We start from the raw sequence: 17,110 nt of genomic DNA on the forward strand, positions 1-17,110 counted from the left end.
GCCCTCCCGGCGCAGCGGGGTCCTCGCATACGATGGCCGTTGCTCAGTACGTCACATGGAAAACCGACCGTCCCAGGCCCGACCGGCAAGGAGACCAGCCCCCGTGTCCGTCCTCTCGAAGATCATGCGTGCAGGCGAAGGCAAGATCCTGCGCAAGCTGCACCGCATCGCGGACCAGGTCAACTCCATCGAAGAGGACTTCGTCGACCTCTCCGACGCCGAGCTGCGGGCCCTCACCGAGGAGTACAAGCAGCGGTACGCCGATGGTGAGAGCCTGGACGACCTGCTCCCCGAGGCGTTCGCCACCGTCCGCGAGGCCGCCAAGCGCGTCCTCGGGCAGCGTCACTACGACGTGCAGCTGATGGGCGGCGCGGCGCTCCACCTCGGCTACGTGGCCGAGATGAAGACCGGCGAGGGCAAGACCCTCGTCGGCACCCTTCCCGCGTACCTGAACGCGCTGTCCGGCGACGGCGTCCACATCGTCACGGTCAACGACTACCTGGCCGAGCGCGACTCCGAGATGATGGGCCGCGTCCACAAGTTCCTGGGCCTCGACGTCGGCGTCATCCTCGCCAACATGACGCCGGCCCAGCGCCGCGAGCAGTACGCGTGCGACATCACCTACGGCACCAACAACGAGTTCGGCTTCGACTACCTGCGCGACAACATGGCGTGGTCGCAGGACGAGCTGGTGCAGCGCGGCCACAACTTCGCCATCGTGGACGAGGTCGACTCCATCCTCGTGGACGAGGCCCGTACGCCGCTGATCATCTCCGGCCCGGCCGACCAGGCCACCAAGTGGTACGGCGACTTCGCCAAGCTCGTGCTGCGCCTGAAGAAGGGCGAGGCCGGCAACCCGCTCAAGGGCGTCGAGGAGACCGGCGACTACGACGTGGACGAGAAGAAGCGCACCGTCGCCATCCACGAGTCCGGTGTCGGCAAGGTCGAGGACTGGCTGGGCATCGACAACCTCTACGAGTCGGTGAACACCCCGCTCGTCGGCTACCTGAACAACGCCATCAAGGCGAAGGAACTGTTCAAGAAGGACAAGGACTACGTCGTCATCGACGGCGAAGTCATGATCGTCGACGAGCACACCGGCCGTATCCTCGCCGGCCGCCGCTACAACGAGGGCATGCACCAGGCGATCGAGGCGAAGGAAGGGGTGGACATCAAGGACGAGAACCAGACGCTCGCCACCATCACCCTCCAGAACTTCTTCCGCCTCTACAACAAGCTTTCCGGCATGACCGGTACGGCGATGACCGAGGCCGCCGAGTTCCACCAGATCTACAAGCTCGGCGTGGTCCCCATCCCGACCAACAAGCCGATGGTGCGCAAGGACCAGTCCGACCTGATCTACCGCACCGAGGTGGCCAAGTTCGAGGCGGTCGTGGACGACATCGCCGAGAAGCACGAGAAGGGCCAGCCGATCCTCGTCGGCACCACCTCCGTCGAGAAGTCCGAGTACCTCTCGCAGCAGCTCAGCAAGCGCGGCATCCAGCACGAGGTGCTGAACGCCAAGCACCACGAGCGTGAGGCGTCGATCGTCGCCCAGGCCGGCCGCAAGGGGGCCGTCACGGTCGCCACCAACATGGCCGGCCGTGGTACGGACATCAAGCTCGGCGGCAACCCCGAGGACCTCGCCGAGGCGGAGCTGCGCCAGCGCGGCCTCGACCCCGAGGAGCACATCGAGGAGTGGGCCGCGGCCCTGCCCGCCGCCCTGGAGAAGGCCGAACAGGCCGTCAAGGCGGAGAAGGAGGAGGTCGAGGAGCTCGGCGGCCTCTACGTCCTCGGCACCGAGCGGCACGAGTCCCGGCGCATCGACAACCAGCTGCGCGGCCGTTCCGGCCGTCAGGGCGACCCCGGCGAGTCCCGCTTCTACCTCTCCCTCGGCGACGACCTGATGCGCCTGTTCAAGGCGCAGATGGTCGAGCGCGTGATGTCCATGGCGAACGTGCCGGACGACGTGCCGATCGAGAACAAGATGGTCACCCGCGCCATCGCCTCCGCGCAGTCGCAGGTCGAGCAGCAGAACTTCGAGACGCGCAAGAACGTCCTGAAGTACGACGAGGTGCTCAACCGGCAGCGCGAGGTCATCTACGGCGAGCGCCGGCGCGTGCTGGAGGGCGAGGACCTGCACGAGCAGGTGCAGCACTTCATGGACGACACGATCGACGCGTACGTCGCCGCGGAGACCGCCGAGGGCTTCCCCGAGGACTGGGACCTGGAGCGGCTGTGGGGCGCCTTCAAGCAGCTCTACCCGGTGAAGGTCACCGTCGAGGAGCTGGAGGAGGCGGCCGGCGACCGTGCGGGTCTGACCGCCGAGTTCATCTCGGAGTCCATCAAGGAGGACATCCACGAGCAGTACGAGGCCCGCGAGGCCCAGCTCGGCTCCGAGATCATGCGGGAGCTGGAGCGGCGGGTCGTGCTGTCGGTCCTCGACCGCAAGTGGCGCGAGCACCTCTACGAGATGGACTACCTCCAGGAGGGCATCGGCCTGCGCGCGATGGCGCAGAAGGACCCGCTGGTCGAGTACCAGCGCGAGGGCTTCGACATGTTCACCGCGATGATGGAGGGCATCAAGGAGGAGTCCGTCGGCTACCTGTTCAACCTGGAGGTCCAGGTCGAGCAGCAGGTCGAGGAGGTGCCGGTCGAGGAGGCCGCCGAGCCGGTCGGCGAGGGCGTCCAGGACGCGGTGCCGGCGCAGGCGGGTGCGGGACGTCCGGAGATCCGGGCCAAGGGCCTCGACGTTCCGCAGCGGCGGGACCTGCACTTCTCCGCGCCGACCGTGGACGGCGAGGGCGGCATCGTCGAGCGCGACCTTGAGGACGACGGGCCGGTGCGGTCGGAGTCGGACGGGCTGACGCGGGCGGAGCGGCGCAAGCAGGCCAAGGGCGGCCGGCGTCGCAAGAAGTGACGCTCACTCCGTGAGGGGCCGGGTTCCTTCGGGGGCCCGGCCCTTCGCGTTGCTCCGTCTTGAGCGCCCTGCGCCGGGGCGCCTGCTGTGCCGCACAACCGCACGACCGCACGACCGCACGATCGGCCACAGCGTGGCTGCCCCCCCGACAGACCACAGGCGTCCCCGCCCGGCCCGGCTAGGGCGCCGCGCGGGGGCCCGTTTCCACGGCCGTGCAGCGCCAGCGCAGGTCGGCGCCGAGTTCGAGGCGGAAGGCGAGGGCGCGGAGCCGGCTGCCCGCGGCGACGCGGGCGAAGACCTCCAGCGCGCCCTCGCGCGCGACGTAGTAGCCGATGTCGCGGACGACCGGGCGGGCGCCCCGCGTGCGCAAGGGGGCGCGCGCGGCGAGGCGGGCCAGGTCGTCGTAGGCGCGGCCCGCCGTGTGGCGGAGCATCCAGTGCACCGGGCGCTGACCGCTGAGGACGGCCAGCAGACGGTCCGCGAAGAGGTCGGTGGGGCGAGGGGGCCCGGCGGGGGCTTGCGGGGCTGTGCGGGGCGGCTGGGCCGGTGCCGGGCCGCTCCGGGACGGCTGCCGGCCTGCCGTACGGGCGGTCGTACGGCTGTCGGCGGACGCGCGGCGCGGGGCCGAGGAGGGGCGGCGGGTGTCGTGGCGGGTCGGGGGGCGGTGGCGGGGGCGGGGGAGAGGGCTGCGGCTCATGACCTTGTTCATGGGGGTCCCCGTTCGGCGGGCCCGGGTGATACCGGGCGGTAACCAGGTGGTGGGGCTCTTGTACGGGGCACGGGACCGCGCGGCAAGGACGCGGGCGGTGGTGGCGAGGGGGCGAGAGGATTCACCCCTCAGGGGGATGGACAGGGTTCTGAGCCCCGAGGTCCCGCGGGTGCACCGGGTGAGGTGTGACGCGTGCGGCTGACGCCTGGGGGGTCTGGGCAGGGACTCGAAAGGGGACAGCCGCACGTATCCTGAAGGCCCTCCGGAAGGCGGGGGCCGCGCCCCCGACCCGGGGTCCCGCGGAGCCTTCGACCAGGAAAGAGCGGCCAGCATGCGCGTCTACGTCCCCCTGACCCTCACCGGTCTCGCCGAGGCGCACAGGACGGGTGAGCTGGGGACCGGCCCCTTCGTCGGGTACGCCGTCACGCCCGCCCTGCGCGAGTGGTGCCGCTCCGACGACATCGAGGAGCTCGAGTACGCCGCGCTCGGCCGGGCCGCGCTCGCCTCCCTGCGCCTGCTCGCGGCCGACGAGGGCGCCCCGCGGCGCCGGGTCGTGGTGGCCGTGGACGTCTCCGACGGCGCCACGACGGTCGACCCGGACCGCGGGCTCGACCCGGCCGCGCTGGGCGAGGTGACCGTGACCGTGACGGTGCCGCTCGCCAAGGCGGCGGCGGTCCATCTCGACGCCGACGACGCGGAGCGGGACGTGAGCGCGGCGGCGCGGGCGCTGGCGGATGCGGACGGCGGGGACGACGACGCGCAGTCCGTCGTGGACGGGGCGGACGACCACGAGCTGCTGTGGTACGCCACGCAGGAGATCCCCAGCCTCGTCGGGCGGGGCTGACCGGGCGGGACCGGCCGCCCGGCCGGATTGTCAGTGGGGGCGGGTACGGTCGTGGGCATGGGGAAGCACGCACGCGCGCACATCGTCTGGGACTGGAACGGGACGCTGTTCCACGACAACGAGGCGATCATCGGGGCGACCAACGCGGCCTTCGCGGAGCTGGGGCTGGCGCCGATCACGCTGGAGCAGTACCGGGCGCTGTACTGCGTGCCCGTGCCGAAGTTCTACGAGCGGCTGATGGGGCGGCTGCCGAGCGAGGCCGAGTGGGAGCTGATGGACGGGATATTCCATCGGCGGTACGCGGAGCAGCGGGCGCGGTGCGCGTTGACCGACGGGGCGGCGGAGCTGCTCCGGGGGTGGCGGACGGCGGGGCACAGCCAGTCCCTGCTGAGCATGTACGGGCACGAGGAACTGGTGCCGCTCGTGCGGGGGTTCGGGATCGAGGAGCAGTTCCTGCGCGTCGACGGGCGGACGGGGCCGTCCGGGGGGAGCAAGGCGGAGCACATGGTGCGGCATCTGTCCCGGCTCACGGGGGCGGTGGAGCCGGGGCGGACGGTCGTGATCGGGGACGCGGCGGACGACGCCGTGGCGGCGCGGTACGTGGGGGCCGGGGCGGTGCTGTACACCGGCGGGTCGCACAGCAGGGCCAGCCTGGAGGAGGTCGGCGTGCCCGTGGTGGACACGCTGGCGGAGGCGGTGGAGGTCGCGCAGCGCATAGCCGTAGCCGCGTGAGCGGGCCTTCGTGGGCGCCCTGTGCGCCGCGGCTGCTCAGTTCACCGGCGCCTTCGCCCGCAGCACCTTGACGAACTCCCGCATCCACGACGGATGATCCGGCCAGGCGCGGGCGGAGACCAGCGTGCCGTCGATCACGGTCTCCGTGTCCTGGAAGCTCGCGCCGGCGGACTGCATGTCGGGCTCCAGCGCCGGGTACGCGGTGACGCGCCGGCCGCGCAGGGTGTCGATCGCGGCGGTGAGCAGGGGGCCGTGGCAGATCTGGGCGACCGGTTTGTCCGCGTCGAAGAAGGCCTTGAGGATCTTGCGCAGTTCGGGGTCGTTGCGCAGGTACTCGGGGGCCCGGCCGCCGGGGATGACGAGGGCGGCGTACGCGCCGGGGTCGACCTCGGAGAAGGCGAGGTCGGCGGGCCAGGTGTACCCCGGCTTCTCGGTGTAGGTGTCGTAACCGGGCTCGAAGTCGTGCACGACGAAGCGGAGGGTCTTGCGGGAGGGGGCCGCGATGTCGACGTCGTAGCCTTCCTCGCGCAGGCGCTGGTAGGGGTAGAGGACCTCCAGGGACTCCGCGGCGTCGCCGGTGACGATGAGGATCTTCGCGGGCATGTCGGCGCTCCTCCGGGACAGACGGGGACGGACCCCTCGGCAACTCCTGGTCCGTCGCTTTCAGAGTGCTGCGCGGGACGGCGAGCCGCTACCCCGCCCCGCCCCTCACCTGGCCGAATCCGGTTACGCCACCCGGACGGCCCCCGGCCCTGTGCAGAACGTCAAAGTTTGACCCCCTGTTTTGTACACATACGGCTCATGACGGTTCCGGGGTGAGGGGCGATAGCCTGGTGGCGTGATCAGCGCGATAGCTCGCGGGAGCGATGTGGCTCCCGCCCCGCGCCCGGGTTGCACGGAGAACCTCCGTGACCGGGCGGCGCTCGCTGGTCCTCGCGGGCGGGACGGGGGCGCCGATGCCCCCAGGACGCCGAGGCCGGCCCGGAATGCGACGGTGCCGAGAGCGGCGTCACACTCGACGGCCGTGTCGGAAATGGCTGAATACCCCCCGCTCATCCCGCCTGGCGGCATAGCGTCGGAACGGACCGGAAACCCCGGGCCGTGGCGTCGAGCCGCAGGGGAAGAGCCAGTACTTCCTTCTACGTCACGCAACGGCGCGCGACAGGAGCCAGAGGACAATGCAGACCAAGCTGGACGAAGCCAAGGCCGAGCTGCTCGAACGGGCCGCCCGGGTAGCTGAGAACAGCCCGGTCGGGGGGAACCTACCGACCGGGTCGACGGGCGAGGGCTCCCCGGACACCCCGGACAGCGAATCCACCCTCGCGTTCCTCCAGCGCTACTACCTGCACACCGCACCCGAGGACCTCGCCGACCGCGACCCGGTGGACGTCTTCGGCGCCGCGGTCTCGCACTACCGTCTCGCCGAGAACCGTCCCCAGGGCACCGCGAACGTCCGGGTCCACACTCCGACGGTCGAGGAGAACGGCTGGACGTGCAGCCACACGGTCGTCGAGGTCGTGACCGACGACATGCCGTTCCTGGTCGACTCCGTCACCAATGAGCTGACCCGGGGCGGCCGCGGCATCCATGTCGTGATCCACCCGCAGTTCGTGGTCCGCCGCGACCTCACCGGCAGGCTGCTGGAGATCCTGCCGACCCCGGCCACCTCCGCCGACGCCGCCGGCCTGCCGCACGACGCGCACGTCGAGTCGTGGATCCACGTCGAGGTCGACCGCGAGACCGACCGCGCCGATCTGAAGCAGATCACCTCCGACCTGCTGCGCGTGCTGTCCGACGTCCGCGAGGCCGTCGAGGACTGGGAGAAGATGCGGGAGGCGGCGGCGCAGATCGCCGGCGAGCTGGAGAGCGAGCCGGTCCCCGCCGACCTGCCGAAGCCCGAGGTCGAGGAGGCGCGCGAACTGCTGCGCTGGCTCGCCACCGACCACTTCACCTTCCTGGGCTTCCGCGAGTACCAGCTGCGCGAGGACGACACCCTGGCCGCCGTGCCCGGCACCGGCCTCGGCATCCTGCGTTCCGACCCGCACCACGCCGAGGACGACCAGCACCCGGTCAGCCCCTCCTTCGAGCGGCTGCCGGCCGACGCGCGCGCCAAGGCCCGCGAGCACAAGCTGCTGGTGCTGACCAAGGCGAACAGCCGGGCCACCGTGCACCGGCCGTCGTACCTGGACTACATCGGCGTCAAGAAGTTCGACAAGGACGGCAATGTCGTCGGGGAGCGCCGCTTCCTCGGCCTGTTCTCCTCGGCCGCGTACACCGAGTCGGTGCGCCGCGTACCGGTCATCCGCCGCAAGGTCGCCGAGGTCCTGGACCGCGCCGGGTTCTCGCCCAACAGCCACGACGGCCGCGACCTGCTCCAGATCCTGGAGACCTACCCGCGCGACGAGCTGTTCCAGACGCCCGCCGCCGAGCTCCAGTCGATCGTCACCAGCGTGCTCTACCTCCAGGAGCGCCGCCGGCTGCGCCTGTACCTGCGCCAGGACGAATACGGCCGCTACTACTCGGCCCTCGTCTACCTGCCGCGCGACCGCTACACCACCGGCGTGCGCCTGCGGATCATCGAGATCCTGAAGGAGGAGCTGGGCGGCACCAGCGTCGACTTCACCGCCTGGAACACCGAGTCGATCCTGTCCCGGCTGCACTTCGTCGTCCGCGTCCCGCAGGGCACCGAACTGCCCGAGCTGTCGGAGGCCGACAAGGACCGCATCGAGGCCCGCCTGGTCGAGGCCGCCCGCTCCTGGACGGACGGGTTCGCCGAGGCGCTCAACGCCGAGCTGGGCGAGGAGCGTGCCGCCGAGCTGCAGCGCCGCTACGCCAACGCCTTCCCCGAGGGCTACAAGGCCGACCACACGCCGCGCGCGGCCGTGGCCGACCTCGTGCACCTGGAGCGGCTGACCGAGGAGCCGGGCAACGACTTCGCGCTGAGCCTGTACGAGCCGGTCGGCGCCGCCCCCGACGAGCGCCGCTTCAAGATCTACCGCAAGGGCGCCTCCGTCTCCCTGTCCGCCGTGCTGCCCGTCCTGCAGCGCATCGGCGTCGAGGTCGTGGACGAGCGGCCGTACGAGCTGCGCTGCTCGGACCGCACCACCGGCTGGATCTACGACTTCGGTCTGCGCATCCCCAGGTCGCTCGGCGCCGCCGGCGGCGACTTCCTGGGCGACGACGGCCGTGAGCGCTTCCAGGAGGCGTTCGCCGCGACCTGGACCGGCCGCGCGGAGAACGACGGCTTCAACGCCCTCGTGCTCAGCGCCGGGCTGACCTGGCGCGAGGCGATGGTGCTGCGCGCCTACGCCAAGTACCTGCGCCAGGCCGGTTCGACCTTCTCGCAGGACTACATGGAGGACACCCTCCGCAACAACGTCCACACCACCCGGCTGCTCGTCTCGCTGTTCGAGGCGCGTATGTCCCCGGAGCGCCAGCAGGCCGGCCTGGAGCTGACGGACGCCCTGCTGGAGGAGCTGGACGCGGCCCTGGACCAGGTGGCGAGCCTGGACGAGGACCGCATCCTGCGCTCCTTCCTGACCGTCATCAAGGCGACCCTGCGCACCAACTTCTTCCAGCGGCGCCCCGACGGCCACCCGCACGACTACGTGTCGATGAAGTTCGACCCGCAGGCCATTCCCGACCTGCCCGCGCCGCGCCCGGCGTTCGAGATCTGGGTGTACTCGCCGCGCGTCGAGGGCGTGCACCTGCGCTTCGGCAAGGTCGCGCGCGGCGGTCTGCGCTGGTCCGACCGGCGCGAGGACTTCCGCACCGAGATCCTCGGCCTGGTCAAGGCGCAGATGGTGAAGAACACCGTCATCGTGCCGGTCGGCGCCAAGGGCGGCTTCGTCGCCAAGCAGCTGCCGGACCCGGCCGTGGACCGGGACGCGTGGCTCGCGGAGGGCGTCGCCAGCTACAAGACGTTCATCTCGGCGCTGCTCGACATCACCGACAACATGGTCGCCGGCGAGGTCGTGCCGCCCAAGGACGTGGTGCGGCACGACGGCGACGACACCTACCTGGTCGTCGCGGCCGACAAGGGCACCGCCACCTTCTCCGACATCGCCAACGGGGTCGCCGAGAAGTACAACTTCTGGCTGGGCGACGCCTTCGCCTCCGGTGGTTCGGCGGGCTACGACCACAAGGGCATGGGCATCACCGCGCGCGGCGCGTGGGAGTCCGTCAAGCGGCACTTCCGCGAGCTGGGCGTGGACACCCAGTCCGAGGACTTCACGGTCGTCGGCATCGGTGACATGTCCGGCGACGTGTTCGGCAACGGCATGCTGCTGTCCGAGCACATCCGTCTGGTCGCCGCCTTCGACCACCGGCACATCTTCATCGACCCGAACCCGGACGCGGCCACCTCGTACGCCGAGCGCCGCCGCCTGTTCGAGCTGCCCCGCTCCAGCTGGGCCGACTACGACACCGAGCTGCTGTCGGCGGGCGGCGGGATCTTCCCGCGCAGCGCCAAGTCGATCCAGCTCAACGCGCACATCCGCGAGGCCCTCGGCATCGAGGGCAAGGTCGCCAAGATGACCCCGGCCGACCTGATGAAGACGATCCTTGAGGCGCCGGTCGACCTGCTGTGGAACGGCGGCATCGGCACCTACGTGAAGTCGTCCGCGGAGTCCAACGCGGACGTCGGCGACAAGGCCAACGACGCCATCCGCGTCGACGGTGCCGACCTGCGCGTCAAGGTCGTCGGTGAGGGCGGCAACCTGGGACTGACCCAGCTCGGCCGCATCGAGTTCGCCCACCACGGCGGCAAGATCAACACCGACGCGATCGACAACAGCGCCGGCGTGGACACCTCCGACCACGAGGTGAACATCAAGATCCTGCTGAACGGCCTGGTCGCGGACGGCGACATGACCGTCAAGCAGCGCAACAAGCTGCTCGCGGAGATGACCGACGAGGTCGGTTCGCTGGTGCTGCGCAACAACTACGCGCAGAACACCGCGCTCGCCAACGCGCTGTTCCAGGCCAAGGACATGCTCCACGCCCAGCAGCGGTTCCTCCGCCACCTGGTGCGCGAGGGCCACCTGGACCGGGCGCTGGAGTTCCTGCCGACCGACCGCCAGATCCGCGAGCGCCTCGGCCAGGGCCAGGGCCTGACCGGCCCCGAGACGGCCGTCGTCATGGCGTACACGAAGATCACGGTCGCCGAGGAGCTGCTGGGCACCTCGCTGCCGGACGACCCGTACCTGCGCGGCCTGCTGCACGCCTACTTCCCGACCGCCCTGCGCGAGCGGTTCACGGAAGCCGTCGACAACCACCCGCTGCGCCGCGAGATCACCACCACGGTGCTGGTCAACGACACGGTCAACACGGGCGGTACGACGTATCTGCACCGCCTGCGCGAGGAGACCGGCGCCTCCCTGGAGGAGATCGTCCGGGCCCAGACCGCGGCCCGCGCGATCTTCTGCTCGGCCCCGGTGTGGGACGCGGTGGAGGCCCTGGACAACCAGGTCGACGCCGGCGTCCAGACCCGCATCCGTCTGCACTCGCGCCGTCTGGTCGAGCGCGGCACCCGCTGGCTGCTCAACAACCGGCCGCAGCCGCTCCAGCTCGCCGAGACGGTGGAGTTCTTCGCCGAGCGCGTCGAGCAGGTCTGGCAGCAGCTGCCCAAGCTGGTGCGGGGCGCGGACCTGGAGTGGTACCAGCACGTGTACGACGAGCTGTCGGCGGCCGGCGTCCCGGACGAACTCGCCAGCCGCGTGGCCGGGTTCTCCTCCGCCTTCCCGGCGCTCGACATCGTGTCGGTGGCCGACCGCATGGGCAAGGAGCCGCTGGACGTCGCCGAGGTCTACTACGACCTCGCCGACCGCCTCGGCATCACCCAGCTGATGGACCGCATCATCGAGCTGCCGCGCAACGACCGCTGGCAGTCCATGGCCCGCGCCTCCATCCGCGAGGACCTCTACGCGGCGCACGCGGCCCTCACCGCGGACGTGCTCGCGGTGGGCAACGGCACCTCGTCGCCGGAGCAGCGCTTCACGGCCTGGGAGCAGAAGAACGCCCCCATCCTGAGCCGGGCGCGCACCACCCTGGAGGAGATCCGCGGTTCGGACTCCTTCGACCTCGCCAACCTGTCGGTGGCGATGCGGACGATGCGGACGCTGCTGCGCACGCACTCGTAGCCGCGCCGATACCCGTACGAGGCCGAGAACGCCCCGAGCCGATGAGGAATCGGCCCGGGGCGTTCCTTTTCTTGCCGACCTTTGCACAAAGGAGATGGGTGGATTTACCTTTTCCTGCTCATCGGTTTCTTTCGGATAGGGTTTGCGCTGTCCATCGTTCTCGCCTCCGCTTTTCGTTTTCTCGTCTATCGGACATGGGTGTTCCAGCAGAATGCACGCAGCGCAGTCTGACCTCGAAGAACAGGTGAGCCGCCGGGAGCCGTCGAGCGGCGGCGCGCGGGCGGCGCGGGCGGTGCCGCAGGTGGCCGCGGTGCTCGTGGTGGCGCTGCTGCTGGCGGTGATCGTCCGGCTGCCGTGGATCGGCGACCTCGGCATGCACGCGGCCACGATCCAGCGGCTCGGGCACGACCTGCTGCACCCCGGCAATCCGCTGGTCGACGCGGACACGCCGAGTCCGTACTACTCGCCGTGGATGCTGCTGCTGGGCGCGCTCGCCAAGGTGAGCGGTCTGTCGGTGTTCGTGGTGCTGCGCATCGGCGCGCTCGTGGGTCTGACCCTGCTGGTCACGGGGGTGTGGCGGTACGTCCGCACGCTCAGCGCGCATCGCGCCGCGCCGGCGCTCGCCCTGCTCGGCCTGGTGCTGCTGTGGGGGACCGACGTCCTCAACTGGAGCGGTTTCATCGGGCTGCACTCCCTCGCCCTGACCATCTCCTATCCGAGCGTGTTCGCGCTCGGGCTCACCTTCCACTTCTGGGCCTGGCTCACCCGGTCGCTGCGGTCGCGGGCGTCCTGGGGGCGCTGGCTGGGGCTCGGCGTGCTGTGGGCGCTGATCCTGCTCTGCCACCAGTTCACGGGCGTCGTCGCCACGCTCGGGGCGCTGGCCATGGTCGTCTCCGCCCGTCCGGGCCGGGACGTGTGGCTGCGGCTCGGGGGCGGCTTGGCGCTCGGGGCCGTGCTGCTGTGGCTGTGGCCGTACTACGACTTCTTCTCGCTGTTCTCCGCCGGGGCGGATCTGGAGGCGATCCACAAGTCGCTGTACCAGCACCTGTTCGTACGGTTCGGGCTGGTGCTGCTGGGGGTGGCGGCGCTGGTGCCGCGCCTGCGGCGAAACCGGTGGGACGCGCTGGCGCTCTTCTTCGTCCTCGGCGCGCTGGTCGTCGCGGCCGGCGGGCTGACCGGGCACTACTCCTGGGGCCGCGCGCTGCCCGCCGCGCTGATCCCGGCGCAGCTCGCGGCCGCGCTGGAGGTGGTGTCCGCCGGGCGGCGGGCGGTGCGGGCCGGGTGGGCGTGTGCGCTCGGCCTCGCGCTGGCGGTGGGGGCGTGGGCGCAGGCCGGGACGCTCGGGTACGTGACCGGGAAGGACGCGCTGCCGTCCGTGCTGGCCGCCAGGTACGAGGCGCCGTGGACCGGTTATCACTGGATCACGCCGTGGGTGCGGTACGGGGACGTGGTGATGGCCCGGACGTTTCCGGCGCGGCAGATTCCGGCGTACGGGGGATACACCGTGGCGCCGGGTTATCCGGATGTGTTTCTCCGGGACTCCGCGCGGCGGTCGGCCGCGGTGGACCGGTTCTTCGCGGGCGGGACGTCCGCGGCGCAGCGACGGGGGATCGTGCGGGAATACGGGGTCCGGTGGGTCGTGGGCTCGGCCGACCTGGCCGGCCCCGGCCTGCGGAGGGTGACGACGGGTCCCGGGCACCAGGTCCTGTACCGCGTCGAGCCCTGAAGCACCCCGTAAGGGGCGCGGGGAACCGCGCGACAAACCACCGCGGGCCCGTGGATGTCCACGGGCCCGCGGTACTACGGCACTGTCCCGGGAGTTACTTCAGGACGCTCGCCACCAGCTTCGCCGCCCTGCGCACCCTCGGCCGGGCGATCTTGTGCAGGACCGGCCGGATCACCGCCGCCGTCACCCCCACCGGCTCCCAGCGCAGCTGCAGGCGGCCGGGGTTGCGTCCCTCCGGTTCCACCGTGACCTCGTGCGGCGTCGCCCCCGAGCGGTAGTCGACGCGGGTCGTGGCCGTCGGGAAGTCCAGGGGGGCCAGGAGGACGCCGGAGTTCCACAGGCCCTGCTGGTTGAGGCGGACCAGGGGGTGGCGGATGCCCTGGAAGCCCTGGAGGGGAATGCGCGCGGCGGCGAGGTCCAGCCGTACCGTGCCCTCGAAGACACCCGGGCTGACCGGGTCCAGACGGAACGGCACCGTCATCCGGCGCCCGCCGGGGGAGACGATCAGTCCGGCACGCTGGGGTCCGACGGGAAGCCGCAGCCCCGGGTCGTACGTGCGGACGGACAGCGTCAGCGTCGCCCCGCTGCCCCGGCTCAGCTCCGTGATCTCGTGCCGGAACTGCGCCGTCGGGAAGGGGCGCGTGTCCAACTCCAGGTCGGAGACGTCCAGTTCGCGTCGGCCCCGCTCGGTGTCGGGAACGCCCGCTCCCCAGTACGGCACGCCCGCCGCGTCCGTCGTGATCTGCCGTGGCGCGACGTCCTGGCCGAGCCCCCGCGCCGCGAGCCGCGCGTCCGCGAGGCGGCCGGAGCGGAGCAGCTCCAGGACCACCCGTTCGGGCCGCGGCAGCCGGGCGAACGCGCCCGGCGCCAGCGTGTCCAGGTACGGGTTCATGATGTCGGCGAACGCGCCGAGCCATTCCTCGTCCCGGTACGGCAGGTCGCCGGCGTACATCCGGAAGTCGTGCTTGAGGAACTTGAAGTCCTTGTCCTCGCGCAGCCCCGCGTGCCCGCTCTCCACCAGGAAGTCGTCGATGAGCCGCTGCACGTGGACCCGGTCACGCACGTTGCTGACCTTGTGCCGCTGGTTGGAGATGGACGCCGACGCGGCCGCCGCGTACGGGTCGATGTACCAGACGTACACCGGGTCCGGGATGATCGTGAACGCCTTCGCCAGGCAGTACGCCTGGGCCGAGAAGAGCTGGTCCTCGTAGTGGATGCCCTCGGGGAAGCGCAGTGCGTGCCGGTCCAGGAAGGACCGCGCGTACATCTTGCTGGTCGACAGGTGCTCGAACAGCAGCCGCGGGTCCTCCTCGATGCCCTCGACCGTGCGCCGCTCGGCGACCAGGTGCGGCATCCACGTCGTGCGCCGCCCGTTGTCCACCCGCACCCGGCGCACCGCGCCCATGGTGAAGTCGACCTCGCGCTCGCGGTGCGCGGCCAGCAGCAACTCCACGGCTCGCGGCGGCAGTTCGTCGTCGCTGTCGAGGAACATCAGATACGGCGCGCGGGCGATCTCGATGGCCCGGTTGCGGGGGGCGCTGCACCCGCCGCTGTTCTCCGGCAGCCGGAGATAGCGCACGCGCGGGTCCTCCGCCTCCAGACGGCGCGCCACCGCGGGCGTGTCGTCGGTGGAGTGGTCGTCGCTGATGACGATCTCGATGTCGGCGTGCGTCTGCGCGCGCAGCGAGGCGACCGCCCGGGGCAGGCGGGCCGCGTCGTTGTACACGATGACGGTGACCGTGACGTCGGGGGTCGTGGCCGGGCTCGTCATGCCGTGGCCTCCTCGGGGGTCGGGGCGGGGGTGCGGTCCTCGATCGGCAGCACCGGTGGCAGCGCCTCCTCCGGTTCGCCCAGGAACACCCGGCGTACGACCCGTTCGGCGGCGCGCCCGTCGTCGTACTCGCAGAACCGGCGCCGGAAGGCGGCGCGGGCCTTGGCCGCGTTGTCGTCGCGCCAGGCGCCGGAGCGGAAGATCTCCGTCAGCTCCTCCTGGGTGCGGGCGACCTGGCCCGGATGGTCGGTCATCAGGTCGAAGTAGACGCCGCGGGTGGTGCGGTAGGTCTCCCAGTCGTCGGCGTAGACGACGATCGGGCGGTCCAGGTTGGCGTAGTCGAACATGATCGACGAGTAGTCCGTGACCAGCGCGTCGGCGGCCAGGCACAGTTCCTCGACGGGGTCGTAGGAGGAGACGTCGATGAGCCGGCCGGAGCGGCGCAGGCCGGTCAGCGGGGAGGTGGCGCCGCCGTAGAAGTAGTGGGCGCGCACCAGCAGGACCGTGTCCTCGCCCAGCCGGTCGGCGAGTTCGGCGAGGTCGAGGCGGGGGGTGAAGCCGGCCTCGTAGTCGCGGTGGGTGGGGGCGTAGAGGATCGCCGTCTTGCCGGGGGCGATGCCGAGCCGGGCGCGGGCCGCGCGGACCGCCTCCGCGTCGCTCGTGTAGAAGACGTCGTTGCGCGGATAGCCGTAGTCCAGCGAGGTGTAGCGGGCCGGGTAGGCGCGCTCCCACATCCGGGTGGAGTGGCTGTTGGCGCTGACGCTGTAGTCCCAGCGGTCGATGCGGGCGAGCAGCGCGGCGAAGTCCAGCCCCTTGGCGGCGGCCGGGTGTTCCATCTGGTCCAGGCCCATGCGCTTGAGCGGGGTGCCGTGGTGGGTCTGGAGGTGGACGGCGTCGGGCCGTTTGACCACCGCGTTGGGGAAGTTGACGTTGTTGACGAGGTACTTGGCGGTGGCCAGCACCTCCCAGTAGCGGCGGGTACCCGGGACCACGTGGTCGGTGCCGGGCGGCAGCAGGGCCGTGTTGTCCTTGGACACCACCCACACCGGGTGGATGTGCGGGGCGAGCCGGGCCAGCTCGGCGGCGATCGCGGCCGGGTTGCAGGCCACCCCGCGCTCCCAGTAGGCCGCGAACACCGCCAGGTCGGGATCGACGGGGCGGCTCAGGGCGCGCCGGTACTGCTGTTCGCGCAGCTTGGCGCCCACCTCGCGCTTGCGGGTGCGCACGGCCTTCCTGGCGGCGCGGCGGGCGCGGTTGGCGGCCTGGAACGCGCGGTACCTGGTGTACGCGCCCTCCTCCAGCAGGGCGTGCCGTACGCCCTCCACGCCCGCCGGGCGCTCGTGGCGCTCGGGGCGCCAGCGCACCGCCGCGAGAGAGGCGCGGCGGAAGAACTCGCGGGCCACGTCGTCGGGCAGGTTCTCACCGGCGAAGGTGCGTACCAGGTCGCGCATCATCAGGTCGTAGAGCACCACCCGCGGGGCGCGGCGGTCGCGGGTGAGCGGCATCAGCGCCTCGTAGCGCTCGATGAGCCCGAAGCGGTCCTCGGGGGCGAGCGGCGGCAGGCTCTCGGGGCGCAGCTCGCGGTTCTCGTACGCCACCTGGTTGAGGCAGGCGACGCGGCCCGCGCACAGCAGGGCGGTACCGGCGGCGCGCGGCTCGTCCTCGGTGGTGAGCAGCTCCTCGTGGGCCTGCCAGAACTCCCTGCGCAGGGCGCGGTTGCCGAGCAGCGGGGTGAGGCGCAGCAGGTCGGCGGCCTCGTCCAGCGGCAGGGCGGCGCGGCCGACGGCGGCGAGGAAGCGGCCGTCGCGGGAGGGGCGGGCGGCGCTCTGCCAGGTGGTGGTGAGGTGGTCGAGGAGGAGGACGTCCACGGTGTCGTCCAGCTCGGCGGCGCGCTCGGCGATCAGGCGGGGCGCGCCGGCCGGCAGGCCGTCCTTGGCGTGCACGAAGTGCAGCCAGCGGCCCGAGGCGCGCGCGGCGCCCGCGGCGCGGGCGGCCGCGTCCGTGGTGCCGTCGGGGAGCGGGACCACGACGGTGTCGGGGGCGTGTCCCTCGGCCGTCTCGCGGGCCCAGTCACCGACCGCGGCGACCACGATCTCGGCGTCGGACAGGGGATGCGCTTCCAGGGAGTCGAGTAGCTCCGTCAGATGCCCCTGCGCGTTGGGTCCGTAGACGATGACGCTGAGTTGGGGCATCGCGATGGACTCCTTCGGCTCTTCGGTGGAGGATCACCCTTCATAACATACTGTCACTAAGCGGATGAAAGGGATG

At 71.4% G+C, this 17,110-nt stretch carries 9 protein-coding genes; 5 read left to right on the forward strand and 4 right to left on the reverse strand.

Annotation, left to right across the window (positions count from 1 at the left end):
* Nucleotides 1-103 precede the first annotated feature (103 nt).
* Nucleotides 104-2,920: a preprotein translocase subunit SecA gene (gene secA, locus ACWDD7_RS19930; RefSeq protein ID WP_450458286.1), complete on the forward strand. Its 2,817-nt coding sequence runs from the start codon at nt 104-106 to the stop codon at nt 2,918-2,920.
* Nucleotides 2,921-3,098: 178 nt separating this feature from the next.
* Here the strand turns inward: secA and ACWDD7_RS19935 are convergent, their stop codons facing one another.
* Complete coding sequence (locus tag ACWDD7_RS19935; protein WP_450458287.1) at nt 3,099-3,629, reverse strand: Rv3235 family protein; 531 nt, start codon at nt 3,627-3,629, stop codon at nt 3,099-3,101.
* 331 nt (nt 3,630-3,960) lie between these two features.
* Between ACWDD7_RS19935 and ACWDD7_RS19940 the strand changes: the two genes are divergently transcribed.
* A complete protein-coding gene (locus ACWDD7_RS19940) occupies nt 3,961-4,473 on the forward strand; it encodes a DUF6912 family protein (RefSeq protein WP_450458288.1) in 513 nt (170 codons plus the stop codon).
* A 57-nt stretch (nt 4,474-4,530) separates the two neighbouring features.
* Nucleotides 4,531-5,205 carry an HAD family hydrolase gene (locus ACWDD7_RS19945; RefSeq protein ID WP_351875136.1) on the forward strand — a complete coding sequence of 225 codons (675 nt, stop codon included), beginning with the start codon at nt 4,531-4,533 and terminating at the stop codon, nt 5,203-5,205.
* Between the two features lie 36 nt (nt 5,206-5,241).
* Here the strand turns inward: ACWDD7_RS19945 and ACWDD7_RS19950 are convergent, their stop codons facing one another.
* A complete protein-coding gene (locus ACWDD7_RS19950; RefSeq protein ID WP_392217195.1) occupies nt 5,242-5,808 on the reverse strand; it encodes a DJ-1/PfpI family protein in 567 nt (188 codons plus the stop codon).
* A 575-nt stretch (nt 5,809-6,383) separates the two neighbouring features.
* Here ACWDD7_RS19950 and ACWDD7_RS19955 point away from each other — a divergent pair.
* Both ACWDD7_RS19955 and ACWDD7_RS19960 read left to right on the forward strand, forming a co-directional pair.
* Nucleotides 6,384-11,345, forward strand: coding sequence for an NAD-glutamate dehydrogenase (locus ACWDD7_RS19955; RefSeq protein ID WP_450458289.1), 4,962 nt, complete (start codon nt 6,384-6,386; stop codon nt 11,343-11,345).
* 211 nt (nt 11,346-11,556) lie between these two features.
* Nucleotides 11,557-13,071 (forward strand): hypothetical protein, encoded by a 1,515-nt coding sequence (locus ACWDD7_RS19960; RefSeq protein WP_450458290.1) that lies wholly within the window; start codon nt 11,557-11,559, stop codon nt 13,069-13,071.
* Nucleotides 13,072-13,165: 94 nt separating this feature from the next.
* Here ACWDD7_RS19960 and ACWDD7_RS19965 read toward each other — a convergent pair whose 3' ends face one another.
* Complete coding sequence (locus ACWDD7_RS19965; protein WP_392217192.1) at nt 13,166-14,842, reverse strand: glycosyltransferase family 2 protein; 1,677 nt, start codon at nt 14,840-14,842, stop codon at nt 13,166-13,168.
* Nucleotides 14,839-17,034 carry a CDP-glycerol glycerophosphotransferase family protein gene (locus ACWDD7_RS19970; RefSeq protein WP_450458291.1) on the reverse strand — a complete coding sequence of 732 codons (2,196 nt, stop codon included), beginning with the start codon at nt 17,032-17,034 and terminating at the stop codon, nt 14,839-14,841. Before ACWDD7_RS19970 ends, ACWDD7_RS19965 begins: the two co-directional genes overlap by 4 nt.
* Nucleotides 17,035-17,110 lie beyond the last annotated feature (76 nt).

The organism is Streptomyces sp. NPDC001056 (assembly GCF_053598955.1).